This window comes from Xanthomonas sp. NCPPB 3218, from assembly GCF_056725185.1.
The window spans coordinates 1,746,981-1,769,649 of sequence record NZ_CM161516.1 but is presented as its reverse complement, the minus strand read 5'-3'; the positions used below and the strand labels follow the sequence as shown (position 1 = coordinate 1,769,649).

Sequence of the window (22,669 nt, the reverse complement as noted above, 5' to 3'; positions counted from 1 at the left end):
CGCTTTGGGCATAAAAAAACCCGCCACGGGGCGGGGTTGGAAAAAAAGCGCTGCTGTTCTGCAGACTGTCTGGCTGGACTTACACCCGGAAGCCCGAGGTATCGTCTTCATCCAGGCTGAAATCGTCCGGCATTCTGTTGATGGATAGGGCGGACTGCTCAAGAACGTCTCTTTCAAACGCCCTGGAGTCCACGAACATCTTTTCCAGCAACGCCACATCTGACCTGCATTGCGCGTTGTCTGGCTCCTGTACCAGCCGCCGATTCAAGACGCCGAGTTTGTCTCTAATCTTTTTGTTCGAGTGTGCCGAGTCGACTGCGATCTTCAGCCAAAAGATGGCTCGCTTCACGCCCTCAAGGCTTGCTGCAGCTCGCGGCAATTGCGAGCGATGAGCGTAAATTTCAGCCTGAATGCCGACAACCAACCCTCTCAGTCCCGGCGAGAGATCATCTGGCAGGTCACCCAAGCCGACGCCATCGAGCTCAGCTTGCAAATCATCAAGATTGATCATCTGTCACCTCGGGGGGTATTCGAGCGCCAAGCCTAGCACCGCGCTCACCCGTCGAAGCCCCGCCACATGATGGTCACCGGATGCATGTGCCGCTCCGGGTCTTGAATGATGGTTGAGGTCCAGGGCATGCGGTACACGCGCATGCCGGCGAAGGTGGTGCCCTTGCCGAATGCGGCGATGATCTGGTCGGTGAGCTGCGTGCCGACCATGATGCCGGCGCCTGGCCGGTAGCACGCCGCCAGCTGGCCGAAGCCCTGCATCAGCGACGGCCCGTCGTCCTCCATGCCGTAATTCTGGGTCTGGTTGGGGAACCACTGCAGCTCGAGCCAGGATCCGCTGGTCGGCGGGGTGAAACCAATGCCCGGATAGGAGCACGGCAGGCCGATACTCGCGGCGAAGGCGCCAACCAGGCCGGCGAAGGCGTCATAGATCGCGGTGTCGCTCATGGAATGCGTGCCTTCACCTTCGCGGTGACCTCGTTGACGATGAAGTCCCAGTTCTGCGCAGCAGCGCGCATGAAGCCCTTGCCGGCCTGCTCGTACTGCCGGCCCAAGCTGTCCTTGCCGCTGAATCCATGCTCCATGCGCATCGCATAGGCGGCGGTCCAGCCGGCCCAGACGGCCTCGCCCAGCTGCAGGGCTGCGAAGACCAGCGCGGGCTCGCCGCTTTCCGAGGACGCCGGACCATCTTTGGATGCGGCAGCGGAGTTGCGCAGGAACCCGGTATCAACCGGCATCCTCCCGCCCTGCCCCTCCGGCGTGTTCGCCTGGTCCATCACCGCCTGCGCCGACTCGCGAAAGATGGCCTCCTGCCGCTGCTTGGCCTTCTCGGCGAATGCACGGACCTGGTTACCGAACTTGCTTGCCACGTAGCACCTCCGCTGTCATGTCGATCCGGTACTGCTTCATGCAGCGACAGCCGACGATCTCCTTCGGGCCAGCGCCGAGGCTCGTGTCGCCCGGGTAATTCATCAGTGCGCCGCTGGGCGACTGGAATGGCTCGCCGAAGGCGCGCCGCTGCCCGTTCATGGCTTTGTGCGTGTGCCTGGTGCGCTGGTCGCCAGTGTCCGACCACGTGCCGATGACGTTGTCTGCCGACAGCGCGCCGGATTCGATCTGCTGCCGATACGCCTCCTCGCGTCCAGCGCTCAAGCTGCCGATCGACTCGGTGCGCGCAATCATCTCGCCACGCAGCTGCAGCAGCCGGTCGGCGTAGCGTCCAGCGATCTTGTCGATGTCCGCCTGCGATACCGGCTTGCCGGCGGCGATGGCCCGCTTGACGATGCCGTCGAGGCGCTTGTCGCGGCGCTTACGGCCAAAGTACTTCGCCATCTCCTTCGGGTCACCGCTGGCCAGCTCCCCGCGCATGCTCTGCACGAACTGGCCCTGCTGCGATGTCAGGCCCAGCACGCCCCCGGTGCGCCGGCCCGTGTCTCCTACGCGCCCCACGATGTCCAGCGCGCTCTGACGCGGATTGCGGCCAGCGACCATGCCGCTCTCCAGCACGTTGCGGATCAGCGTGCGCTGGTCGTTGACGATGCCGGTGATGAGGCTGCTGGACTTGTCGCGCAGCCAGGCCTCGGCGGTGGGGTTGCGCAGGTCGAAGCTCGGGCGCAGCGCGGGCGAACGCACGTCCTGCCTTGGCTTGTAGCTGCTGGTGATGATCGGATCCAGGCTGAGCCGAATCTTTGGCATTTCCGACATACCCTGCTGTCCGCCTGCCGCGTAGGCGTTGCGCAGCGCTTCGCCCAGATCCGCAAAGCGCGGCTCGTCCAGCCCCATGACGGTGAGCACGTCGTCGATCCGTCCGGCCTGCAGCAGGTCCGCGATGAGCTGCACGCCTGCCTGACTGGTGACCTCGGATATCGCCTTGAGGAAGGCGCGCGCGATGGCCGGCTCCAGCTTCGCCGCCAGCTGTTCAAGTTGGCGGGAAGTCGTTGCGGCCATTAGCGTCTCGCGTGAAATTCGAAAAGGAGGATCTGCCCGCCCGGTGAAAGCGGCTGCAGGTCAATGAAGCGATGCAGCACGCCGCCGAGCAGGATCCTGTCGTCCTTCGTCGGCTCGATGGCGACATCGGTGGAGATCAGCCCCAGCTTGTCCCCCTGCAGCACCAGCGTGGCGTCGCGGTTGGTCAGGCTGTAATCGACTTCCACCACCTTGCAGTCGTGCCGCGTCGGCGGCCCCTGCTGCGGGTTGTGCGGCGGCCCGGTGATGGCGCCGTCGCGCTCCAGCTGTGTGGCGTATCCGTAGCCATCGATCAGCCTGCGAGCGGTCGCTTCCAGTCGTGCATAGAGCGCTGCGGCCATCAGACCACCCTCACGGCTGGCATTACCATCGGGCGACGCAGCAGCGGCGCCAGGATCTCGTCGATGCCCGGAATGACCGGACGGTTCGGCGTGCTGCCTGCAGCGGTGCTGGCACCGTATGAGACTTCGATCGGGCCAACCTTCTCGCGCGTGACCTGCGCGCTCGCGACGTAGTCCGGCGATAGGCTGCCGGGCTCGATCAGCTCGCGCAGCGCTGCTTCGTACGCCGCGTGCTCCACCTCGATCGGCACTGCGTCGGCGGCGATTGGGTTGCCGTCGTAATCGACTGCGCCTGTGCGGGGCCATTCGTTCGGCTGGCCCCGCCCCTGGGTACGCACGCCGGGGAACATCGACTGCCACCGGCCCGAAGACAGCAGCACCCGGTACCGGCCGTCGATGTAGTCGGTACCGCGCACCAGGGACGCCCTGCGGGCCTCCTCACTGCCTGCGGCCCATGCCGCGTTGCCACGGACCAGGTGATACGCGTCTGCTCCTTCCAGCGTGCCGTACATGGTCAGCTCCCGGTCTTGGGCTTCTCGGCGTCGTCCAGCGCGGCCTGCAGTTTCTCCAAGCCCCAGCGCTTGTCGTGCTTGATGCCGCCGGCTTCCAGCTTGGCGATCAGATCGACCTTCTTCTGATCGTCGGCGGCCTTCGCGTCGATCACCGCCTGCGCGGCAGCAGCGGCTTCGGCCTTCAGCGCGTCGAGCGATGCGCTGATACGTGCCTCGCGGTCCACCTCGTCCAGCGAATTCCAGTCCTCCAGCGACAGCGCCGAGGCCTTGAACGCGTGCTGCACGACGTCGTCGCGCGTGACGCTGTCGCCGCCTTCGATGAGCAGGATGCTGTCGGGCAGATTGAACGTGCCGAGCAGGAACGGCGCGGTGTCGTCCTCCGACTCGGTGAGGATGCTCGCGGCGAGCCACGCCTGCACGACGGCGTTTTTCTTGATGGCCTGCCAGTTGGGCACGATGGCCGGCGAGCCGGGAATGATCTCGGTGCCGTCCGGCAACGCCAGCGGCGTCTTGTGGTTATTGCTGATCTTCATTGCAAGCTCCGGTGTGGCCCCGCCGGGGACGCGCGGGGCCTTTGTGGATCAGATGCCGTCGACGTAGACGACCTGCTTCGGGAGGCGCACGTCCAGGCCCCCCAGGCGCATCACGCCCGGGATGTCCCAGCGCAACGGGCCGGACTGCCACGCGGGCAGGAAGCGGTGCGGCATCGGCATGTGCAGCTTCAGCACGTTGGCGTCGTAGCGGTACGCGACCATGCGGGGCACGCCGCCGACACCTGCAGTGTCCAGGCCGCGCTGGCCGCGCACGGTCAGTGGCTGCCCTGTCTGCACGGTGTAAACGTTGTTCGCCAAGAACCATTGCAGGATGGTCATGTCGCTGTTGTCGCTCATCTTGCGAGTGGCGATCAGCAGGTAGCGCAACCAGGGAAGCAACAGTCGATCTGCGATCGCTGCGGTGTTCGTGCCATTGAACACATTCAACAGCGCCTGGTTCATGTCGCCGACAATCTCGTCGGGAGAGGCGTTGGGCCAGTCGCCAGTGGGTGCCGCTACCGGAGTGACACCTGCTGCGTTGAACAGGCCGCTGAACCCCTTGCTGGCGTCGCCAAACAGCGCGACGCGGTCGACCATATCCTCGGATGCACGACGCGCGACGGCTGCGTCCTCGTTGGGCAGGTTGATACCGAGCAGCTGTGCGCGGCCGATTTCTTCCCAGCCGTAGCCGTAGCCGATACCAGCGGTGTGCACGCCGGTCTGGAACTGCGAGCGGTTGGTGCCGGCCTTCGGGATATCGTCGGCGTTGCCGTTGATCCAGTCAGCCTTGCCGTACTGGTCTTGCGAGTAGTAGGTGACCGACGTGGCGAACTCGCTGCCGGACGTATCGACCGGGATCAGGTCGCGGTACTGGATATCCGGGTAGACGGTGCGGTAAACGCCGGGCTCGATGATGGTGGTCTGCGAGACCACGAAGCCCATGACTACCTGGGCGTCGAAGAGTGGATGTGCACGCATGTGGCTGAGCTCCTTAGCCGAGACGGACGACGGCCAGCTGGGCTGCCGCGGTGGTGCTGGTGTCCCAGCGGGCGCCGGTGATGGCGGTGTTGTTGGTGGCGACGTTGGTGAACGCGCCGGCTGCGGTGAGGTACACCGGATCGCCGGCGGCGACGGCGACCGAGGCGGTCACCCAGATGTCGCCCTTGGTGATGACGCGCGCCGATGCACGCTGCGGGAACAGGTCCAGGCCCGTGGCCGAGCGATCCAGCAGCGTGATGCCGACGAACTTCAGGTTGGCGCCACCGAACGTGACGATGCCCTTGTCCGTCCCGCCCTGTGCCACGGCCAGGCCGAACGCGAGGCCGGCGACGTCCTCGACAGTGCGAGAGATGATGGTGGACGGGATCATCGTGGCCTGCATGCCGCGCGTGGCTGCAGGCTGGATGTCCGGGTAGTTGGTTTGCAGTGCCATGGCTTAGGCCCCCTGGTTCTTGGTGCGGTAATCGAGGCCGGCGACGGACGCGGCGTAGCCGTTGTCCTGCACGACGGTGCGAAATCCGGCGCCGTCCTTCAGCGCCTGCACAACGGGATCTTTGGGCTTACAGCTATCGGCCAGAATGTCGAAGCGCGCCTCGATGTATGCGTCGCCCTTGCCGGCGATGGCGGCGTCGCCGAGATTGCCGATGACAGCAGCCTTGCGAACATCCGCATCGCTCTTGCCGCTGTAGTCGGTGTCGTGGATTGCCTTGGCCGCAGCCAAGAGATCGCCACGCGCCTGCACGCGCGCATCCAGAGCGGCGGCATCCAGCACCTTGCCTTTCAGGTCGTCGATGGCGGCGTCGCGCTTGGCGATCTCGGCATCCTTCAGCGCGAGGGCTGCGGTGTGGTCGGTCGCCTGGCGCGCGGCAACTGCGTTGGAGTCGGAGAGCTGGCGCAGCAGCTTGTCGATGGCCTGGGCGCCGGCGTCGGTGGTCTCGACGGACAGCCCATCGACCAGGACGGTCCGGGTCTTGATGTCAGGCATTGAAGTGTTCCTCTGATGGTTGTCGTCGCCGATACGAAGGTGTTCACCACCGCGCGCCCGGTCGACTAGCGCGAGATGGTTGTTGCGGATGTTTCGTTGCACGGCGTCGTACGGTTCGCCTTCGGGCGTCACGCCATCCTCGAAGACGATCTCTGCGGTGTAGCCCTGCGACAGCTCGACCTTGCCGGCCTCCCAGTCGGCGATGGCCGCCTTGTCCATGAGCACCAGCGGCACGCGCACGAACTTGTCGTCGTGCCGCACCTCGTCGCCGGTCTGGCCGACGGCGTACTGCTTCCAGTTGCTCGCGTCGACCATCACCGGCGGGTGGTCGTTGGTCATGGGCCGGTGCGCGAAGCTGCGCAGAGTTGCGTCGGAGAAGACCTCCTTGGGTGGCCGGTACAGCCGCACGATCGGCATCTCCGGCTTGCCGACCTCCGAGCCCAGGTACTCCTGGATGCCGGTGCGGGCCACCTTTGCATCGGCCACGAGGTAGCCGTCTGCGGTGCGGCGTGGCGCCGTCACCGAGACTCGATCAGTCAGAAACATGGGTTACTCCTCGTTGACGTCCGGCTGCTTGGACTGGCCAGCAGCAGCTAGCGCCGCGCGCTCGTCGTCTTCCTGGTCTTCCTGCCAGTCAGGGTTCGCCTTGGTGAAATCGTCCATCGCCGATTCCAGGCCAGGCGCTACGCCCGCCTCGGTCAGCATGTTCACGGCCACCTCGGCCAGCACCTCGTCGGGAATCAGCTTGGTGTCGGCGAGGGTCTTGATAGTGTCGGCCGTGGTCTTGCCGTTGGTGGCGCGCTCGGTGTCGCTGGTCTGCCACAGGCTGCGCCAGCTGTAGAACACGTCCTTCGGTCGGCTGCCGAGCGCCGAGTAGATCAGGCACTCATCCAGCACCGACATGGCCGGCGTGTAGATCAGCTCCTGGCTTGCCTTGATGCGGTCGTAGTAGTTCCGGATGTCGTTGTCGCCGGTGCTGTTCAGACCGCCAGGCGACTGCCCCAGCAGACGCGTCAACGGGATATCCGCCGCGCCCGACACCTGCTGCAGGAAGGCCAGCATCACATCGACCAATCCACTGAAGGACGCCGACTTCTGCGTGTAGGTCTCCTCCCCATCCAGCACCAGCATGCCGTTGATGCCCTTAGCCATCGCCGCGAGCTGCAGGCGCTGGAGCAGCTGCGCCTCATACGCAGGATCTGCCAGCTGCGACATGAGATTCGGGATGTTCAGCACATCGACCTTCGCCTCGAACACCAGGCTGTCGATGTTGGCGCTCGTGTTGTCTGCACGCTTTACCGAGTCGCTCACCGCCATCAGTACCGAGTCGCCCCAGCCGTCACCGTGATCGATATCAGGATCCGGTCGATGTGCACCGTGCAGGATGACCAGCCGCGAGGGATGAATCTCGACCTGGCCCGCTCGTGCTGAGGTAAGCGTGTAGAACGCAGGCTGCCCGTAGGTTGGCGACTCAGCATCGCGATCTTGCTCGCCTGCGCTTAGCACACGCTTGGTCAGCACGTTGAGGTGCTTGATGCCCTCCTTCCTCACGCGCGTCGGATCCAGCGGCCTACTGGGGTCTGTGTCGCCTGTAGCGATGTAGATCGCTGCGCCACCAAACAGCCGCGCCTTGGTGTGCGCCTCCAGCAGCTTCACCTGCAGCCCCAGCCGCTTCTCCTCCGCCTCGAGGGCGCTGATCTGGTTCTGATCGGCATTCCACGTCCGCCAGTTGCGGCAGCTGTCGAGCGCAGGGATGTCGATGATCTTGCGAGCGAGCCACGTGCCGCGGTAGGCGTTGCTGGCATCAATGTCGCTCAGCGGCGCGAGCGCGTAGTGGCTGTGCACCGCCTTGTCGCGGGAGGTGCCCAGGTTGGCCACGAGATTGACCAGCCCGTCCTTGAGTTGTGCGAGCTTGCCCATCAGAGTGCGTTTCCAAGGTTGTAGGTGCTGCCTGTGACCAGCTCAGCGAACGCGCCAGAGAGCGCGTCGACCTGGTCGTCGTGTTTGGCGTTGGGGAATTCGGCGATCTCGTCGAGGAAGGCGGCCACCCAGGGGCCATTCACCAACTTGATGTTCCCGGCCTCGGCCTGCGCCTCCACCGGTGTTGCTCGGACCTCCTTCGATCCGGACTCGATCGCGGCCTTGATGTCCCAGCCGGCCAGCAGCTTGATCTGGTGCGCGGCGTTGGACTTGCCGGCGGCGCCAGGATCCTGCGGGATGCGCACCTTGATCGTTCTGCCGTCCTGCCGCGCGGTGTTCGTCAGCATCCGCTCCACGCCGGCGGGCGACACCTGGTCGCGCACCACGTCGAGCACGTAGTAGATTCCGCCAGCCTCGCCCAGCAGCAGGCCGACCGAGTAGTCGGGATCGCTGCTGGTCTTCTCCTTCGGATCCGTGGCGGCAAAGTCCCAGCGCCGAACCTTGCGCGCGGTCGAGATGGCCGGTGCCGCTTCCACGACCTCAAACCAATCCCGCTTGAACGAGCCACCATCGCGCGGTGTTGGCCGCTGCTGGTACTGGCCGGCATACGCGTAGGTGCCTTTGGCGCGCTTCAGCCGTTCGATCTCGGCGCGGGGGAAGCGCTCCGGAAACAGCAGCTCACCCTCTTGGGTGCGCGGATCCTCGAAGAACAGCTTGCCGTCGACGTAAGTGCGGCACGGACCGCCGGTCTTCTTGCCGTCCTTGTCCGTCCGCTCCTCCTCGAACTCCATCGGGAGGTTGAGGTGGACGAAGCCCAGGTCCAGCTCCATCGCCACCGCTGCAATGTCCTGCTGGTGCAGGCGCTGCATGATGATGACCATGGCCGACGACGTGATGTCGTTGAGGCGGTCGGTGATGCCCTCGCGGAAGATACGGACGGCGGTCTTGCGCTCGGCGTCGCTCTCGGCTGTTTCGGTTGAGTGCGGATCGTCGACCTTGACCCGGTCGCCGCGTCCGCCCGTCATCGAGCTGAAGGGTCTGGCCTCACTGAAGCCGTTGCCGGTGTTCTCGAACTTGCCCTTGGCGTTCTGGTCGCCGCGCAGCTTCAGCGGCCACGCCGCTTGGTACTGGTCGCTCTCGATGAGGCGCCGCAGCTTCAGGTTGTCGCGCAGGACGTTCGGCTGGCTGTAGGAGGTGGCCAGCGTCTGCAGGTCGGCGCGGCCGCATGGACCCCACTCCCAGGCAGTCCAGAACACCAGCACCAGCGACTTCATCATGCCCGGCGGCACGGTGATCAGCAGGAACTGGATGCGCCCCTCTGTGACCGCCTCCAGGTGCAGGCACATCGCCCGCAGTGCCCAGCCGATCTTGAGCGGCCGGGTCGGTTCAAGCACGTGCCAGTGCTCGCGGATGAATCCCTCCAGCGACTGCGACCGCGCCCGGATGCCTTCGACATCCTCAGCAATGCGCAGGCGCTCCCGCTCAGCCTCCCGCCTGGCCCTCTCCGCTCGGATCTCCGCCAGCGACGGCAAGCGGACCGAGGATCGATTCAAGGCGATCGAGGTCATCGTCGGACACATTGCTCAGGTCGTAGGTGCCGATGGCACCGGAATGGCGGTGGCGCTCGACGGCGAGGCCGTACAGCTTTGCCTTGCCCATGGTGGCGGCGACCATCGCGGACGCCTGCTTCTCTCCCTGGGCAATGCCCCGGGCTTCCTCCAGCTCTGCAGCCAGGGAATGCACGGTCACGGCTGCCTGCTGGGCGACCTTGGCCTGCGCCTTCTGGATGGCGGCGGCGATGTCGGGTTTGGTCAGGTTCTCCGACCCGACACTCCTGGCGGTCTTCTCGCTGTACCCGGCGCGGATGGCCGCCTGGGTTGCGTTCTGGTCCTTCAGGTACTCGACCACGAAGCGCTGCTGCTTCTGGGTCAGCCCGGGCGCTGCACGCGCCTTGGGCTTGGGTTTCTTCTTGGGCATGGGTTTGGCCCTCCGGGTGGGGCCGATGGGTCAGGGAAAGAAACCGCCCCACCACAGCAGGGCAATTATCAGGAAGGTGGCGACGATGCTGGACACGGCGTCGTGGTGCCCCGTCTTGGGCTCGCCGTGCCTGGCGATTTCCAGGCCAATGCCGAGCATGGCCAGCGCCAGATAGATCAACTGAGGTGTTCCCAGACTCATGGCGTCACCTCAGCTGGCTGTCGGAGAGCTTGGTATCGGTCGACGGCTTCGTCGCGCTCGGACTGGGCGAGCTCGCAGGCTCGTACAACTCGCGCCGCACTTGCCCCGCGTAGTCGGTCTTGTTCTGCAGCTTCTGCGGCAGCGGCGGCACCACCGGACAGACGGTCGGTTTCACAACCTGCCCACAGCCGCCGAACCCGGCCAAGCTCGGAGTCACGGCCAGCAACAGCAGCCGCAATGCGCGCGTCGTAGTCAGCATCGATCTTGTCCTCTCGGGTGGTGGCCTTATCGCCGGCTTGCTGCGCGGCTCCGGCCTGCTGGTGTTCGATGGATCGGGCGGCCTGCTCCCCGGCCAGGGCGCCGAGGGCGGCCCCTGCCTCCTGCTTGCTGGTGGCCCCCTCGGCACGATCACCGCGCCAGGCCCAGCCGGCACCGAACATGGCCCCCGACCACACAAGCGCGGCGATGATGGCGATCGCTATGCGGTTCATGCGGTCACCGTGTGCAGCCAGGGCTTCAGCAGCTCCCAAAGCCATGGAATCAGCCAGAAGGCCACTGCGAAAATGGCGCCACCGGCCAAGGCACAGGCGATCGCGAAGCATCCGATCATTCCGTCGAATGAGTTCCCGTACATGCTCAGACCCTCGTGTTGGTGTAGGCGATCCAGATCCAGGCCAGCCCGGCCAGCAGCAGGCCGCACAGGGTGGTGATCAGCCAGCCGGGTGGATCGCGTGGCGGCGGCAGGCCGCGGTCCCAGTTGTCGGCCATGTCAGGAGCCCGCCTCTCGCTGCGCCCGGTAGTAGTAGCCACCGATGGCACCCATCAGCGGGCCCAGGTTGCCCAGGAGCAGCATCAGCACGTCCTTATTGCCCGCCGGGATTTCCGAGTTGACGAGCACCGCGATGGCCAAGCCATAGAGCAGGAACACGATCAAGGCGATGCCGAGTCGAGCCGTGCCCATGTTTCGGGTGATGAAGGTCATGGCATGACCGCCGATGCTCCCATGACCAGGCGCATGACCAGGCGCGACACTGCGCGCTTATCGCGCTCGGTGGCATCGCTGAACATCTCCCAGCGGAACTCTTGGATCACTGAGCCGAACTCAAGCCAGTCGCCCTTGCGTGCCGCTGCCCACAGGTCGGCGCTGTCGCGCACCACCGTGGCGCCGATGATGTCGGCGATGGCGATGATGTACGGCAGCGAGCCGCGCATCTCCGGGTGCACCGCCAGCAGCTCGAAGAATCGACCGCGCAGTGTCTCCTGGGCTTCCATGACGTCCTCGGTCAGCTCCAGGGTGGCGGCGCGCTCACTCTGCTCACGGGTTTCGATCGCCCGGCCGTAGCCCAGACGCAGCACGTGCCGGCTGTCGCGACGTGGGCGGGTTGTCCGGCCCCAGCATTCCTGCAGCAGCAGCACGGCCTCGTTGAGCGATTCGCGCTCTGCGGTCAGCAGGGCTTCGTCGTCCAGGTCCGGCATCGTCATGCGCTCCCAACCTTGCCGCCGGCCTTCTTGTACGCGGCGATGAGCTTGTCGATGGCGTGCTCGGGCTGGCCGTAGCCGGCGCCCGGCAGGCTGGCCCACAGGTTGCGCACCTTCGCCACCGCTTCCACGAAGCGACCGGCCTGGATGTCAGCGATCGCGCGCCGCTCCTTGATCAGCTGCAGCGCCCAGCGGTCCTGCGAGAGCGGGCCGAAGTCCGGCAGCCTCAGCAGGTCGCGGTAGTGCGCGTAATCCTTGAGCATGAACTGGTAGCGGCCAGACGCATTGCTGGTCAGACCCTTCGAGTTGATCGCCTTCGACTTGCGGCCGCCGGCGAACGGATGCCGGCTGTAGTCGGTGAAGATCTCCGGCTTACGATCGGCGCCGGTGACGATGACGTCATACCCGGCATTCTTCGTGGCCGGGCTTGTGGACGTGCCCTCGGAATGCGCCAGCATGTCCAGGAAAGCCACGACGTTGCGGCCACCGGCTTGTTCGGGCGTGATGACCGCCATTGCTGCCTCCAAACAAAAAGCCCCGCCGGCTGGCAGGGCTGGAGCCGCGCGTCGGCGGCGGAAATAGGTGCCGGTTACGGTTCCGGCGCTGCATGTGCAGCCGTCACCCGGGCGTCTCTCGACGAGCCGGAGGTGCCGCGACCGGGTACTCCCAGTCCAAGCGGCGATAGGTGCCCGCCCCGCTGCCGGCTAGGCACGAGGGTTGATCCGGTCTCGGATGCGGGCATTGAAGAACGGCGAGCACCGCCGCGGTGGTCCTGTCCCTTCAGTAGGTCCGCTGCGCCGCGCTGGTCCCGCCCAGCTGGGCAGATCGCGGCAGTGCTCTCCGATAGGTACCGACCGCCGCCGGCGGATGGGTGGGCGGCGTCATGTCGCCGGCCCGTGCGCGATCCCGGCGCGCAGCGCCTCGCTTCTCGACGAGGACCTGGCACGCTGGCAGCGGTCGGTATTGGGCCCCAGAAACGCGAAAACCCGGCACTGGGCCGGGTTTCAGGGGGAACTTTTGACAGTTGCAGAATTAGGGCATTTGCTTGTGCAACTTGTCAATACTGATAGGTCAAATTATTTTCTGGAAACCACTCATGGAGGATCGAAGATGTTCGTCACGTACAGCGCCACTCATTTAGTCATCGCCCAGATCGTTTCCGTGAGCAGTCCCATCGCCGTCTTCATGGTCGGCGGGAACCAGTTTCGTGTCGACGTGCGAATGTCGAACGGCGACGAGCACAGCGAGAAGTACTCAACGATGGAAGAAGCACAAGTCGCGGTGGATGCATTGGTCAAGGCGATCAGGGGCTAAGCCGCATTGGCCCAGGCGCCGGCGAACCAATCGACGGCGCGTTCTAGCTCTCGGCGGTACTGCCATATCGAAACCTTGCCGCCGTACTGCTCCGCCACCATGCGGGCTTTCACAGCCTGGCTCGCCGCCACGGTGAACTCGGTGCGCACCACCAGCACGCGCAGCGGGAACTGCCTGCTCATTGACGCTAGCGCCCGGTCGATCCAACGCAGGTCATCAGGGATGCCGATATCGACGGCGACCTCCGGATTGTCGTGCGGCCGGTCGGCGTCGTTTCGCGCGCGCACCGGATCTACTGCCCAGGCCGGGATCTCGCCGAGCGATGTCAGCCCAGCCCGCTCGGCCATGAAGCGCCGCCGCTGGCGACCATCGCGCTCCACCAGCTCGCAGAAGGCCTGCTCCACCGTCTTGGGCGCGTAGTCCTTGGCATTCTCCAACACGTGCCGGCTGCGGTCGGCGCGGCTGAGGGTGTAGCGGTTTGCGTGGGCGTATCCCCACCGGCGCAGCTCAGCGAGCAGCGGATCCTCATTACGCCGCATGGCGAAATTCCTCCAACGTTTCATCATCCAGCCGGAACTGCGGCAGCCTGCCGTCGTCCTGGCACATCCCCATCTGCCGGCTCTCGTTGCCCTGGCAGTGCACGATCCCCAGCGTCCGATCGCGGCAGCTGCAGAACGCGCACAGCCCGCGCTTGCGCACTGCCGCTGCGTACCGCTTCCGCAGCAGCTTTTCGTAGTAGGCCTCGGGCCGGCTCAGGTTCGTCGGGTTGAGCATCATGCAGCGATGGCTCCCGGCTGGTTCTTCTGCTCGTGCCACAGCGCCATCAGCAACGCCTCAGCGCGGTCGCTGTGCTTCTTGAGGATCAGATATGACGCTGCAGATGGAAACCGGCGGATGGCCAGTTGTCGCGAAGCTTCTTTGTCCTTGCCGATCAGTCCGAAATGGCGCTTCCAGCTCTGCGGCTCGGCCAGGCTGAAGGGGATGCCCATCACCTCGAGCACCGCCTTGGCCTTGGCGTAGCTCTCGCCGAAGTTCATCGACGACTGCGCACCCGGTTTCCGGTCCCCCTTCGGCGGCATCGCCCGAACGCGCTCCACGCATCCCACGAATACCGCGCCCGGGTGCTGGCTGCGAATCTCGCGGATGAAGACTGCGATCGCACGCGCATCGACTTCCTGCTTCTTGCCGACCGTCATCGTCGGCATGTCCAGGATCGGGCCAGCCTCGCCGTCGATCAGTGCGGCCACGGCGCCGGACATGCCGGGGTCAATCCCGAACACCACGCGCAGAGTCATCGTGCACCTGCCTTCAGCACATAGGCCTGCCGCGCCCGCTCACGTGTATTGGCGATCGCCTTCTGCTTGCCGACGGCTACGCGCCGCTCCACCTCGGCAATCGTGTCGGCGCCGTCACGGATTGCGTCAATGCACCGCGCATAGGCCGGATAGGTGCGCGAGAGCTCTGCAACGCTGGCGAACACCTTGCCCTCGAATCGGATCGGGGTGGCGGTCATGGCTGCTTCTCCAGTTCGGCCAGCTGCGCGTCCCCCAGCTTCACGGCGTCGTGGGCAATCAGCTGGCTGACCTTCATGTCGTTCACGGCCGCGTGCCGCGCCAAACGGTTGTAGCCGTCCTCGCTCTGGATGCTGCCGACGATCCCTTGCATCGCCGCCTTCGCGAACTCTTCGCGCTTGGTCAGACTCTCCACGCGCTGATCGCCGTTCGAGATCAGCCTCGCTGACTGCTGGATGCTCATGCCGCCTTCCTCCGCTCTTCATCAGCTTCGTCCCAACCTTCGCGCCAGGCCTCGCGGAGCAGTGCGCCCTCTTCGCCCATGGCGTATTTCGGTGAGTCGTCGCGCTTCTTGCTGGCCTGACGCGCGCGGTGGCCGGCGAGCCGGGCGTTCTCGTATTGCTGCTGGTTCATGCTGCCCTCGGGATGTTGAGTAGTTGGTCCTGGTAGGTCTGCCAGGCTTCGGTGCCGCGGCCGCCCAGGACGTCGAACGTCCAGACACGGAACTCGCGGGCGTGGTGCTTAAAACTGGGTCCGAAGACCTCGCGCATGCGGTCGCGGGTCATGCCGGGCATCTGGTCGCCGTCGTGGTGCCAGGCGCCCAGGGCGACGACCGCGTGCTGGCCGATCTGCTTCTGGCCGTGCAGGTCGCCGAGGTTGCGGTGATGGATCTGCGTGTGGCCGCACTGGATGGCGCGCTGCAGGCCGGCGGCGATGCGCCAGCGGCACACGACGCAGCCGAGTGCGCGCGCGGCGTCCTGGTATGCCTGCCCGGCGCGCGTCGCCGGCTTGATGGCGCGGCGCATCATTTGCCACACCGTTGCAGTGTCGGAGCGATTAGTTCATCGTCCGAAAGCCAACCACAGCCAAGGATCGCGCGATGATCAAAGACCCTGCCCGTCGGACTCAGCTTGCCAACTTGTCCCTCATTGCCTGCGGAGTAATGCCCGCTGCCATGGCCTTCCTGCAGCTCGGCAAAGCCAATCTGGCTTGGCCGTTGTGGCAGAGCAATACAAGGGTCAACGAATTTGGTTTGACATACGACGGCAATATTTTGCTTATCGAGCTCCTTTGCGAAGAGCTTGAACTTGAGCAGGAGCCCATCCTTGAGAGCACTGAAGAGTGCCTCCCTAATCAGACCGAATTGGGCGAGGGCACTGTGTTCTTGAGGCAGGTAGCTCAGGCGGTAGAGAACGGATCGAAAATCGAAGGAGGCATGCAAGACGTCAAGCTGGCTCGGCTTGTCGCAAACGTATCGCCAGTTCCTATGAAGGACCCTACTGAGGTCCCCAAGTTGGACGTGTGAGCCGGTCGGCATGGGATAGGTTTTCACGCAGCCCTCCACGCCGGCGCCGGCTGCATGCCCTGCCCGTTGGCCATCAGCCAGAACTCGGCCAGAATGTCGTTGATCAGCACGTGCGCATACGCCACGCCGATGTGGCGAGTGATGCCTTCGAACAGCCGACGGAACTCGTCCTCATCCATCGAATCGAATGCCAGCGACCGCGCGACCGTGACGGGGATCGTTTCGATCCTCGGCAGTACTTCGCGCAGCAGCTTCGCGGCGCCAGGACCGAAGGCTGCATCTGACGCGGCCAGCACCGCGGCTACGACCGGCGTGGCGTCCATGTCGATCTGCTCGCAGCAGACGTTCGCCTCGCGCTGCAGCTGCTTGATCGCCTCGTGGCTGTCCAGGTTCTCCCAGCCCTCGACGTTTTCGACCATCAGCTGGCCGATCTTGTGCAGCAACCGGTGGCGCCAGGCGTCGCGCGGCGCCTTGATTTCCAGCCGCACCTCCTGGCCGCGCCGGTAGCCGCGCTGCTTCATCAACTCACGGTCGACCGGATGCTCGGCGAGCATGGCCAGCCGCTCCTCACCGGTGTCCATCACCACCACGCGCTCGATCAGCGCATAGATCGGACGCGATGCGCGCTTGGCGCGGATCTTCTTTGCTGCAGCAGTCATGGTCATGCGTCGACGTCCTGCCGCGGCGTGCGCGGCTTGAGGTTGCGGAAGCCGCGCGAGCGCGGGACCGGCTTGCCGTCGTCACTTTCAATCGGCGCCGGCTCCCAGTACTCGGGCAGGTTCTGGAACTTGAAGCGCTCCGGCATGTAGAGCACGCGCACCTCGCCAGGCGGGCCACTGCGCTGCAGCGGAACCAGCAGCTCGGCGGTGCCCTTCCAGCGGCTGTCGCGGTGGTACACCTCGTCGCGGTAGATGAAGATCACCGCATCGGCGTCCTGCTCGATCGATCCGGAGTCACGCAGATCCGCGGGCTGCGGGCGCTTGTCGGGGCGGTCTTCCAGCTTGCGATTGAGCTGCGACAGCAGCAGCACCGGCACGCCCAGCTCACCGGCCAGCAGCTTCAGGCCGCGGCTGATATCGCCGACGCCGTTGGCGCGGTTGTCGCCCTGAATCTCCATTAGCTGCAGGTAGTCGATAACGATCAGGCCCAGCGGCGTGCGTGCGTGCTGCCGGCGTGCCTGCGAGCTGACGTGCTCAACGCGTGCGCGGCGCGGCCGGCTGACGAAGATGTCCGCCGCGCGCAGCTTGCGCATAGCGCTGGTGACGTTCGTCCAGTCCACGTCGTCCAGGTCGCCGGAGCGGATCCGGTTGCCATCGATGCCGCCCACCGAAGCCAGCATGCGGTCGCCCAGCTCCTCGGCCTGCATCTCGAAACTGAAGACCGCGACCGCTTTGCGCAGGCGCAGTGCGACGTGCTCGGCGATGTTCTGCGCCAGCGTGGTCTTGCCCATCTTCGGACGCGCCGCCAGGACGTACAGACCGCCAGGCTTCAGGCCACCCAGCAGCGTGTCGAGGTCGTCGATGCTGGTGGTGATGCCATGGATACCGCCGCCGTCGCGGGAGCGCTCGCCCAGGCGTTCGAACACGCGATCCATCACTGGCGCCACTGCTTCCAGCTCGCACGGCTGGCTGTCCATCAGCGAGCCGATGCGCGATTGGGCGGCGCCGATCAGCTCGATGCTGCTCTGCCCGTCCGGGTTGTAGCCTGCGTTGGCTATGTCGGTGCCGACCTGGATCAGCCGGCGCAGCCGCGCCTTGTCCGCCACGATCTCCGCATAGGCTCGGATGTTGGCCGCCGACGGCGTGGTACTGGCCAGCTCAATCAGGTACGCGCCATCGGCCACCTGCTCCAGCAGACCCTGCGCTTTGAACCAGTCGCCCATGGTCACCATGTCGAACGGCCGGCGCGGGTTCGCTGTCGCCATCTCGCGGATGGCGCGGAAGATCAGCACATGGTCGCGGCGGTAGAAGTCGCCCTCCTCCACCAGGTCGGCGATGTCGTCCCATGCCCGGTTGACTAGCATCAGACCACCGAGCACAGCCTGCTCGGCTTCCACGCTGTGCGGCGGCATGCGCACTACTTCCGATGGCCGGTCGTGCCACATAGACGCGCTCTCGGCGCGCTCGGCGTCCAGCTGGTCGAGAAATTGCGACTCGTCGGCGTGGTGGTCGTAGTCGTAGATCGTGCTCATGCTGCGTTCTCCGTCATCGCCCGATCGAACAGCTTCGCGATGACTCTCTCGCGCAGTAGGTACTCGAAGTCGGGCTTCCAGTTCTCGTGCCCCGCACCGCCAGGCTGGCGGCCGGAGTGAAACTCGTCGTCAGCAGCCGTCTCGAACAGCGCCGTCCAGAATTCGGGTGTTACACGCTCGCTGCCGGTGCGCTGCTGGCACAGTTGCCGCACAGTTGGCAGGCAATCCTCAATGGCCTTCAGCCTTGGCTTGTTGAGCACCGTGCACTTCGCAAGCACACCATTCGGCTTGGCCAGCGTTGCGTTGAACGCAGCCTGCGCGTCCTCGGCGATCCGACGTATGCGGCTTGCTCGCTTGGCCTTCAGATCGGCAGGCGGTGGGTGGTCGCCCGTCAGCGTCAGCTGCGGGGACGACTCTGAGCGAAGCGAAGATGCTTCGTCCTGCTCCTGTTCCTGCTCCTGTTCCTGTTCCTGTTCCTGTTCCTGTTCCTGATTAGGCATAGCCTTAGGGGAAGGCTTTCCGGAAGACTTTCCGAAAGCCTCATCGAAAGCCTTAGCGAAACCCTCTCCAAGCTTGCAAACAAAGGTTCTCAGGCATTCCAAAGCCTCAGACTTAAGGGCACATTCGGGAATCAGATCGAACTCCGCAGCCCAGCTGCGCACCACGTTGGGCGACTCCGGGCGGTTGTGCTGGATGGCCTTGGGAATCCACACCACACGTGCTTTGAAGTCAGCTTTGACCATGCCTTGCCGAAAGGCTTCCGCGAAGGCTTTGTCGAAGGCTTCCAGTTCCCAATCGAGTTCCTCAGCCATCGCGGCCCGGCCGGCACGGAACAGTCCAGGGATGGGGCCGGTGTGGGGGCCGGTGATCAGATACAGCCACAGGCCCTGACCGCTGGGCGGCATCGGCGAAAGCGCGCGGAACTTCTCGTCGCCCCACGTCCTGACCTCCACCTTGCGGTAGCGGCTGCGCGCCGACCGGGTTTCGGTGTCGGTGCTCATACCAATCGCCCTGCCCGCTCCATGCGCTTCACCTGGCGGTCGCTACGGCCCTCGCATTCGCGTTTCATGTCGAGCCAGTAGGCGCGCGCAACGGCCTTCTTGCCGGCCCCCTGCGCCTGCCGCAGCAACTCAGCCAAGCGGCGGATGCGGCGCTCGCGGCGCCAGTCCTCGAGCAGCTGCAGAATCATGCTGCGGCCCTCGTGACCTTGGCCTCGGCGAACGCGGCCTGCGCCATCTGGCCGAAGATCGCCTGCAGCTGGCCGCACAGCGTTGCCAGTGCCTTTGCCTCGTTGAGCGTGAGCACCTGGTCTGCGTACGAATCGGCAATGAGCTTGCAGAGCTTGCCCTTCAGCTCGCCCGCATCCAGCAGCGATTCGACAACGCCGCCGGCCAGCGTCACGTCGGCGCGCTGGACGATGAAGTCGTGCTCGGCGGCCAGCGCGTGCAGGATCCGGAAGTCGCCGCTCAGCCCCATGATTTCGCTGGCTTCGGCCAGGGTCAGGTGATGCGTGCGCGTGTTCGGGTTGACCTTGCTGCGGAGGACGGCCGCAGACATCTGCTTCTCCTCGCCCTTGTCGTTGATCGAGATCAGGCGTGTAGCCAGGGCAAGGCTGCCGCCGGGATAGTCTTTGACGGTCTTGTGTGCTGCATCGGAGATGTTCATTGGCGGGACACCTGAACGGGGAACGTGAAGGGAACATCCGCCACGCTTTGCGCCATGGACGCACTGCAACGACGGATAAAGTCAGCGAGAAGAAGGGCCCCAAACGTCACGACGATCGTGCGTGTGGGAGGCAACGTGTTTGGGCTGCGGTGGGTCGACGGCCGCATGCTGGTGAAGCTGTTACGGAAGGGAAGCTAGGTGGGTGCCCGCCCACCGGTACGATATGGGGAGCCAACCACCACATCGACCGGAGACGGACATATGAATTGGATTCAATTAATTGTGGCCATCTGCATCCCACTTGCCGGAGGGCTGGCGGCCTTGGCGGTGAAGAAGCCGCGCGTCTGCCTGCGTATCTCCGAATTCTTTATCGGGATCACCTTTGGCGGCCTCAGTGCCGGCATCTTCGGACTTGCTGGATTGGGCACGGCGAAAATGCTGGTTATGTCGGACATCCAGACCCACCACAAAATCCTGACTGTCGGCGGCACCGCTGGCGTTGATGCCATTCGTTCCACTCTTGATTCCGCTGTCTGGAGCTGGATGGGCATCGCCGCGTTCTGGCTTGCTGTCTGCGCGACCTTCGTCGCTGCAGAAAGACTTTCCCAGATGGTTCTGGACGACCATGCCGAGGCTGAAAGAGTTGGTGCCAACGACAAAGGCCACGATGCAAACAGCGATTAGGTCTCTGCGATCTTGCGGCGACATGTCAGGCAGCCTCCTGCCGGGAGGCAGCATCGGCGACCTCCCCTGCGGGGTTGGCCGGCGGCCAGATATCAGGCCGCAGTTCGGTCAGAGAGACGGCTCCCTGGCTCTGAACGTGCAGCTGGCGCACCAAGCCGCCATCGAAACGCTGGCCTTTGCTCATCGCCTTGCGGAGATAGCCAATGGAAGTGCCAGCGCGAGCGGCATAGTCGGCCTGCTCGGTTGGGGTCAAGGTCGTGAGGTAGCTGCGCAGAGTGTCCATGCGCCGAATATTACTCTTTGGTAATTCTGAGTCAATACCTTTTGGTCAATTACCGATAGGTAAGGGAAAATCGGTCATGACCTCTACAGACCCCACCATCGTTGCGCTGCGTCGCGCCCGTCTGCGTGCTTGGATCGATGACCGCCATGCTGGCGTACAGGCATCGTTCGTAGGCGCCGTTGGCATCAATCAAGGCGAGCTGTCAGGCCTGCTCAACGGGAAAAAGTCGTTTGGGGAGAAAAAGGCCAGGTCGCTCGAGCAAGCCGCCGGCATGCCTACTGGCTACCTCGACAGTGATGCGACGTCCACGTCTCCGACCTCAACCGTCTTAGCTGCTGAGACCCCTCAGGGCTACCTTCGCTTCCAGCTTTTTGAAGGAGCAGCAGGGATGGGGCAAGGGGTGGTGAACCAAGATTTTCCTGAGGTTATGAAGGTCATGGAGGTGGCCGAATGGGAGGTGCGCCGAAAGCTCGGCTTTCTCCCAAAACCTGGGCGAATCCAAATCATCACTGGGCGCGGGCCCTCAATGCGTCCCAAGATTGAAGATGGCGACATCGTATGGATCGACACGTCAATCGACTACTTCGACGGTGACGACTACTACCTGATCAGCTACGACGGTGAGACACAGATCAAGATGCTGCAAAAGAGAAGCGATGGTCTGTATGTAGTGAGTGCGAACCCTGAATTTAAAGAGTGGCGCTGTGATCCGATGGATCTGACCGTCCGTGGAAAAGCGCTAGTACACGCCGGGTTTCGCAGGTTCTAGAGATTAGGAGCAAGGCAACAACATGAAGTTGATAACGAGCGCCCTGGCCTGCGTGTGCATACTCGGCTGCAGTAGGCAGGACAGCAGCAACGCCTCGCCGCCTGGACCGCTCCCAGCCGCAACGAGCTTCGTTGGGCTCGAGATCGGTTCATCAAACACCATGCCAGAATGCGCTCGGTATATCCCAGACGGGGATTATCAAGTGGCAAGCCTGCAGCCTGTCACCCCGTGCTTTATACCGCGGCTCAATGAAGTAGTTGCTATTGATGGCGTTGAGGTAAAGCAAACGGCGGACTTCCCCAAGAACATTGCCATCCTGTTTCGAGCAGAGCAGGTTCCGGCAGGAATAGACACGCGAGCAGCTGGAATTATCCAGGCCGGCAGATTGGCGGAGGTAGCCGTCGAGCAGTCTGCTGATGCCTCCTACGAGGACAGGCAGGCATTCATCTCTTTGCTTAGTAAAAAGTACGGCCAGCTCGCGGGGTTTACCTCGGAGCGGAATGTGTACTGGCATCAACCAAACATGGACGTCATCTACTACCCAGCCCCAATGCCCTACAAGGTGAGGATCGTCGCCAGATCGACTTCCTACAGAGAGTGGCTGCAGCGCTCGGCTCCTGCCCCACAGCAGTCAGGAACGTTCTAACTCCCGTCGACGCTCCCCTGAAGCGGGCTAAGCCACGCCAAAAATAATTACCATCTGGTATTGACATGGAATTACCGTTTGGTAATCTACATCCATCGCAACGAAACACCCGGATCCCGCCGGGGACGTGCGACGGAGAACGTAGATGTCCAGCTGCCGCTGCCACCCGTACCACCCGCAATGCGGCTGCGCGACCTGCAGCCGGCATGAGCTGTCCGACGAGCGCGCCGACGTTCTGGCGCTGGCCCTGCACCGCGATGGCAGCGTACTGAGCGAGGCGCTGGGCGAGCTGACGACCGAGCAGCTGGCCCTGATCGCCGGCCACCTGGCCCAAGGCAACGACGAAGGCGCTGCCGAGATCCTGCGCGCCGCAGTCACCGACTACCTGTCGCAGCTAATCACCGGCCGCATGGACGACGTGGACTGCTCGCGCATCGAGGCGGTGCAGCACTACCTGACGGTGTACGAAGCCAAGCCGGCGCCAGTCGCCGTGATGCCGTGGCGGGTGGCGGCATGATCACGCCCCCCTTGGCATCAAACCCGGTACTGCTGCGGATCCAGAGTCAATGCGATCTTGCGGCCAATTCGCATAGCCTGGTCGCGCGCATCACTGCGGTGCTGCGCCTGTCCGGCACCTTCCACGGTCGCGACTGCTGCGCTCTGGTCGCGGTGGTAGATGTACACGTGGGACGTCCAGATCGCCGCCCCCGGCGTTTGGACCTCCATGGTGTCGACGCGGAACTCGCCGCAGTAGCCGTGGGATGGTACGGATATCGTCATGCGCGCCAGTATGCGCCTGTCTTCGACGTGTGCGGTGGGTACCGAGAGCCTGACAGCCACAGCAGTTCGGCTTCGTGCGGGTCAGTCTTCCTGCAGCT

At 64.4% G+C, this 22,669-nt stretch carries 38 protein-coding genes and 1 pseudogene; 6 read left to right on the top strand and 33 right to left on the bottom strand.

What is annotated here, in order from left to right:
* Positions 1–79: 79 nt before the first annotated feature.
* The 19 genes from AC1PLS_RS07825 to AC1PLS_RS07735 are packed head-to-tail and all read right to left on the bottom strand — an operon-like array spanning position 80 to position 11,937.
* Positions 80–511, bottom strand: coding sequence for a hypothetical protein (locus AC1PLS_RS07825; RefSeq protein WP_481104355.1), 432 nt, complete (start codon positions 509–511; stop codon positions 80–82).
* 44 nt (positions 512–555) lie between these two features.
* A complete protein-coding gene (locus AC1PLS_RS07820) occupies positions 556–957 on the bottom strand; it encodes a phage tail terminator-like protein (RefSeq protein ID WP_481104354.1) in 402 nt (133 codons plus the stop codon).
* On the bottom strand, positions 954–1,379 hold the full coding sequence (locus AC1PLS_RS07815; RefSeq protein WP_481104353.1) for a hypothetical protein: 426 nt from the start codon (positions 1,377–1,379) through the stop codon (positions 954–956). The genes AC1PLS_RS07820 and AC1PLS_RS07815 overlap by 4 nt, the downstream gene beginning before the upstream one ends.
* Positions 1,360–2,457: a phage minor head protein gene (locus AC1PLS_RS07810; RefSeq protein WP_481104352.1), complete on the bottom strand. Its 1,098-nt coding sequence runs from the start codon at positions 2,455–2,457 to the stop codon at positions 1,360–1,362. Before AC1PLS_RS07810 ends, AC1PLS_RS07815 begins: the two co-directional genes overlap by 20 nt.
* Positions 2,457–2,816 (bottom strand): hypothetical protein, encoded by a 360-nt coding sequence (locus AC1PLS_RS07805; protein WP_481104351.1) that lies wholly within the window; start codon positions 2,814–2,816, stop codon positions 2,457–2,459. The genes AC1PLS_RS07810 and AC1PLS_RS07805 overlap by 1 nt, the downstream gene beginning before the upstream one ends.
* Positions 2,816–3,328, bottom strand: coding sequence for a DnaT-like ssDNA-binding protein (locus AC1PLS_RS07800; RefSeq protein WP_481104350.1), 513 nt, complete (start codon positions 3,326–3,328; stop codon positions 2,816–2,818). Before AC1PLS_RS07800 ends, AC1PLS_RS07805 begins: the two co-directional genes overlap by 1 nt.
* A 2-nt stretch (positions 3,329–3,330) precedes the next feature.
* The gene (locus AC1PLS_RS07795; protein ID WP_104647333.1) at positions 3,331–3,861 is read right to left on the bottom strand and encodes a hypothetical protein; all 531 of its coding nucleotides are present in this window, start codon (positions 3,859–3,861) and stop codon (positions 3,331–3,333) included.
* A 48-nt stretch (positions 3,862–3,909) separates the two neighbouring features.
* Positions 3,910–4,839, bottom strand: a complete 930-nt coding sequence (locus AC1PLS_RS07790) for a DUF2184 domain-containing protein (protein WP_481104349.1) — start codon at positions 4,837–4,839, stop codon at positions 3,910–3,912.
* Between the two features lie 13 nt (positions 4,840–4,852).
* Positions 4,853–5,293 (bottom strand): structural cement protein Gp24, encoded by a 441-nt coding sequence (locus tag AC1PLS_RS07785; protein ID WP_481104348.1) that lies wholly within the window; start codon positions 5,291–5,293, stop codon positions 4,853–4,855.
* A gap of 3 nt (positions 5,294–5,296) precedes the next feature.
* Positions 5,297–6,391, bottom strand: a complete 1,095-nt coding sequence (locus AC1PLS_RS07780) for a DUF2213 domain-containing protein (protein ID WP_481104347.1) — start codon at positions 6,389–6,391, stop codon at positions 5,297–5,299.
* 3 nt (positions 6,392–6,394) lie between these two features.
* Positions 6,395–7,765: a DUF1073 domain-containing protein gene (locus tag AC1PLS_RS07775; RefSeq protein ID WP_481104346.1), complete on the bottom strand. Its 1,371-nt coding sequence runs from the start codon at positions 7,763–7,765 to the stop codon at positions 6,395–6,397.
* Complete coding sequence (gene terL, locus AC1PLS_RS07770) at positions 7,765–9,333, bottom strand: phage terminase large subunit (protein WP_481104345.1); 1,569 nt, start codon at positions 9,331–9,333, stop codon at positions 7,765–7,767. The genes AC1PLS_RS07775 and terL overlap by 1 nt, the downstream gene beginning before the upstream one ends.
* Positions 9,248–9,742 carry a terminase small subunit gene (locus tag AC1PLS_RS07765; protein WP_104605336.1) on the bottom strand — a complete coding sequence of 165 codons (495 nt, stop codon included), beginning with the start codon at positions 9,740–9,742 and terminating at the stop codon, positions 9,248–9,250. Before AC1PLS_RS07765 ends, terL begins: the two co-directional genes overlap by 86 nt.
* Positions 9,743–9,772: 30 nt before the next feature.
* The gene (locus tag AC1PLS_RS07760) at positions 9,773–9,943 is read right to left on the bottom strand and encodes a hypothetical protein (protein WP_172453037.1); all 171 of its coding nucleotides are present in this window, start codon (positions 9,941–9,943) and stop codon (positions 9,773–9,775) included.
* Entirely contained in the window at positions 9,940–10,545 is a 606-nt protein-coding gene (locus tag AC1PLS_RS07755; RefSeq protein ID WP_481104344.1) for a hypothetical protein, read from the bottom strand. Before AC1PLS_RS07755 ends, AC1PLS_RS07760 begins: the two co-directional genes overlap by 4 nt.
* Positions 10,546–10,579: 34 nt before the next feature.
* Positions 10,580–10,711, bottom strand: coding sequence for a hypothetical protein (locus tag AC1PLS_RS07750; RefSeq protein ID WP_481104343.1), 132 nt, complete (start codon positions 10,709–10,711; stop codon positions 10,580–10,582).
* Between the two features lies 1 nt (position 10,712).
* Positions 10,713–10,925, bottom strand: coding sequence for a hypothetical protein (locus AC1PLS_RS07745; protein WP_047130278.1), 213 nt, complete (start codon positions 10,923–10,925; stop codon positions 10,713–10,715).
* Positions 10,922–11,425 (bottom strand): hypothetical protein, encoded by a 504-nt coding sequence (locus tag AC1PLS_RS07740; RefSeq protein ID WP_481104342.1) that lies wholly within the window; start codon positions 11,423–11,425, stop codon positions 10,922–10,924. Before AC1PLS_RS07740 ends, AC1PLS_RS07745 begins: the two co-directional genes overlap by 4 nt.
* Positions 11,422–11,937, bottom strand: a complete 516-nt coding sequence (locus tag AC1PLS_RS07735; protein ID WP_481104341.1) for a glycoside hydrolase family 24 protein — start codon at positions 11,935–11,937, stop codon at positions 11,422–11,424. Before AC1PLS_RS07735 ends, AC1PLS_RS07740 begins: the two co-directional genes overlap by 4 nt.
* 595 nt (positions 11,938–12,532) lie before the next feature.
* On the opposite strand from AC1PLS_RS07735, the gene AC1PLS_RS07730 reads away from it, so the two are divergent.
* Positions 12,533–12,736, top strand: coding sequence for a hypothetical protein (locus AC1PLS_RS07730; RefSeq protein WP_481104340.1), 204 nt, complete (start codon positions 12,533–12,535; stop codon positions 12,734–12,736).
* Here AC1PLS_RS07730 and AC1PLS_RS07725 read toward each other — a convergent pair.
* The 7 genes from AC1PLS_RS07725 to AC1PLS_RS07695 are packed head-to-tail and all read right to left on the bottom strand — an operon-like array spanning position 12,733 to position 15,056.
* Positions 12,733–13,275 (bottom strand): hypothetical protein, encoded by a 543-nt coding sequence (locus AC1PLS_RS07725; protein ID WP_104623317.1) that lies wholly within the window; start codon positions 13,273–13,275, stop codon positions 12,733–12,735. The genes AC1PLS_RS07730 and AC1PLS_RS07725 overlap by 4 nt on opposite strands.
* A complete protein-coding gene (locus AC1PLS_RS07720; protein ID WP_481104339.1) occupies positions 13,265–13,513 on the bottom strand; it encodes a hypothetical protein in 249 nt (82 codons plus the stop codon). The genes AC1PLS_RS07725 and AC1PLS_RS07720 overlap by 11 nt, the downstream gene beginning before the upstream one ends.
* Entirely contained in the window at positions 13,510–14,031 is a 522-nt protein-coding gene (locus AC1PLS_RS07715; RefSeq protein ID WP_481104338.1) for a hypothetical protein, read from the bottom strand. Before AC1PLS_RS07715 ends, AC1PLS_RS07720 begins: the two co-directional genes overlap by 4 nt.
* Positions 14,028–14,249 (bottom strand): hypothetical protein, encoded by a 222-nt coding sequence (locus tag AC1PLS_RS07710; protein WP_481104337.1) that lies wholly within the window; start codon positions 14,247–14,249, stop codon positions 14,028–14,030. Before AC1PLS_RS07710 ends, AC1PLS_RS07715 begins: the two co-directional genes overlap by 4 nt.
* Positions 14,246–14,491 (bottom strand): hypothetical protein, encoded by a 246-nt coding sequence (locus tag AC1PLS_RS07705; protein WP_481104336.1) that lies wholly within the window; start codon positions 14,489–14,491, stop codon positions 14,246–14,248. Before AC1PLS_RS07705 ends, AC1PLS_RS07710 begins: the two co-directional genes overlap by 4 nt.
* Positions 14,488–14,661, bottom strand: a complete 174-nt coding sequence (locus tag AC1PLS_RS07700; RefSeq protein ID WP_181105622.1) for a hypothetical protein — start codon at positions 14,659–14,661, stop codon at positions 14,488–14,490. The genes AC1PLS_RS07705 and AC1PLS_RS07700 overlap by 4 nt, the downstream gene beginning before the upstream one ends.
* Positions 14,658–15,056: a hypothetical protein gene (locus tag AC1PLS_RS07695; RefSeq protein WP_481104335.1), complete on the bottom strand. Its 399-nt coding sequence runs from the start codon at positions 15,054–15,056 to the stop codon at positions 14,658–14,660. The genes AC1PLS_RS07700 and AC1PLS_RS07695 overlap by 4 nt, the downstream gene beginning before the upstream one ends.
* Before the next feature lie 71 nt (positions 15,057–15,127).
* Between AC1PLS_RS07695 and AC1PLS_RS07690 the strand changes: the two genes are divergently transcribed.
* Positions 15,128–15,553: a hypothetical protein gene (locus AC1PLS_RS07690; protein ID WP_481104334.1), complete on the top strand. Its 426-nt coding sequence runs from the start codon at positions 15,128–15,130 to the stop codon at positions 15,551–15,553.
* Positions 15,554–15,576: 23 nt separating this feature from the next.
* Here the strand turns inward: AC1PLS_RS07690 and AC1PLS_RS07685 are convergent, their stop codons facing one another.
* The 5 genes and pseudogenes from AC1PLS_RS07685 to AC1PLS_RS07665 all read right to left on the bottom strand — a co-directional run bounded on the left by AC1PLS_RS07685 (position 15,577) and on the right by AC1PLS_RS07665 (position 19,409).
* Positions 15,577–16,218 carry a hypothetical protein gene (locus tag AC1PLS_RS07685; RefSeq protein ID WP_481104333.1) on the bottom strand — a complete coding sequence of 214 codons (642 nt, stop codon included), beginning with the start codon at positions 16,216–16,218 and terminating at the stop codon, positions 15,577–15,579.
* 110 nt (positions 16,219–16,328) lie between these two features.
* Positions 16,329–17,744 (bottom strand): annotated as a pseudogene (gene dnaB, locus AC1PLS_RS07680) (replicative DNA helicase); the annotation flags it as partial.
* The gene (locus AC1PLS_RS07675) at positions 17,741–18,745 is read right to left on the bottom strand and encodes a hypothetical protein (protein ID WP_481104332.1); all 1,005 of its coding nucleotides are present in this window, start codon (positions 18,743–18,745) and stop codon (positions 17,741–17,743) included. The pseudogene dnaB and the gene AC1PLS_RS07675, both read right to left, overlap by 4 nt.
* The gene (locus AC1PLS_RS07670; RefSeq protein WP_184620175.1) at positions 18,742–18,933 is read right to left on the bottom strand and encodes a hypothetical protein; all 192 of its coding nucleotides are present in this window, start codon (positions 18,931–18,933) and stop codon (positions 18,742–18,744) included. The genes AC1PLS_RS07675 and AC1PLS_RS07670 overlap by 4 nt, the downstream gene beginning before the upstream one ends.
* On the bottom strand, positions 18,930–19,409 hold the full coding sequence (locus AC1PLS_RS07665) for a phage regulatory CII family protein (protein ID WP_047130269.1): 480 nt from the start codon (positions 19,407–19,409) through the stop codon (positions 18,930–18,932). Before AC1PLS_RS07665 ends, AC1PLS_RS07670 begins: the two co-directional genes overlap by 4 nt.
* 261 nt (positions 19,410–19,670) lie before the next feature.
* Between AC1PLS_RS07665 and AC1PLS_RS07660 the strand changes: the two genes are divergently transcribed.
* On the top strand, positions 19,671–20,093 hold the full coding sequence (locus AC1PLS_RS07660; protein WP_481104331.1) for a hypothetical protein: 423 nt from the start codon (positions 19,671–19,673) through the stop codon (positions 20,091–20,093).
* Between the two features lie 25 nt (positions 20,094–20,118).
* Here the strand turns inward: AC1PLS_RS07660 and AC1PLS_RS07655 are convergent, their stop codons facing one another.
* The gene (locus AC1PLS_RS07655) at positions 20,119–20,376 is read right to left on the bottom strand and encodes a hypothetical protein (RefSeq protein ID WP_481104330.1); all 258 of its coding nucleotides are present in this window, start codon (positions 20,374–20,376) and stop codon (positions 20,119–20,121) included.
* A gap of 76 nt (positions 20,377–20,452) precedes the next feature.
* Here AC1PLS_RS07655 and AC1PLS_RS07650 point away from each other — a divergent pair, with 76 nt between their 5' ends.
* From AC1PLS_RS07650 to AC1PLS_RS07640, 3 genes are all read left to right on the top strand, one after another.
* Positions 20,453–21,145: a S24 family peptidase gene (locus tag AC1PLS_RS07650; RefSeq protein WP_481104329.1), complete on the top strand. Its 693-nt coding sequence runs from the start codon at positions 20,453–20,455 to the stop codon at positions 21,143–21,145.
* A gap of 22 nt (positions 21,146–21,167) precedes the next feature.
* Positions 21,168–21,791, top strand: coding sequence for a hypothetical protein (locus tag AC1PLS_RS07645; protein ID WP_481104328.1), 624 nt, complete (start codon positions 21,168–21,170; stop codon positions 21,789–21,791).
* Between the two features lie 145 nt (positions 21,792–21,936).
* Complete coding sequence (locus AC1PLS_RS07640) at positions 21,937–22,308, top strand: hypothetical protein (RefSeq protein ID WP_481104327.1); 372 nt, start codon at positions 21,937–21,939, stop codon at positions 22,306–22,308.
* A gap of 17 nt (positions 22,309–22,325) precedes the next feature.
* Here the strand turns inward: AC1PLS_RS07640 and AC1PLS_RS07635 are convergent, their stop codons facing one another.
* On the bottom strand, positions 22,326–22,571 hold the full coding sequence (locus AC1PLS_RS07635; RefSeq protein ID WP_481104326.1) for a hypothetical protein: 246 nt from the start codon (positions 22,569–22,571) through the stop codon (positions 22,326–22,328).
* Positions 22,572–22,669 lie beyond the last annotated feature (98 nt).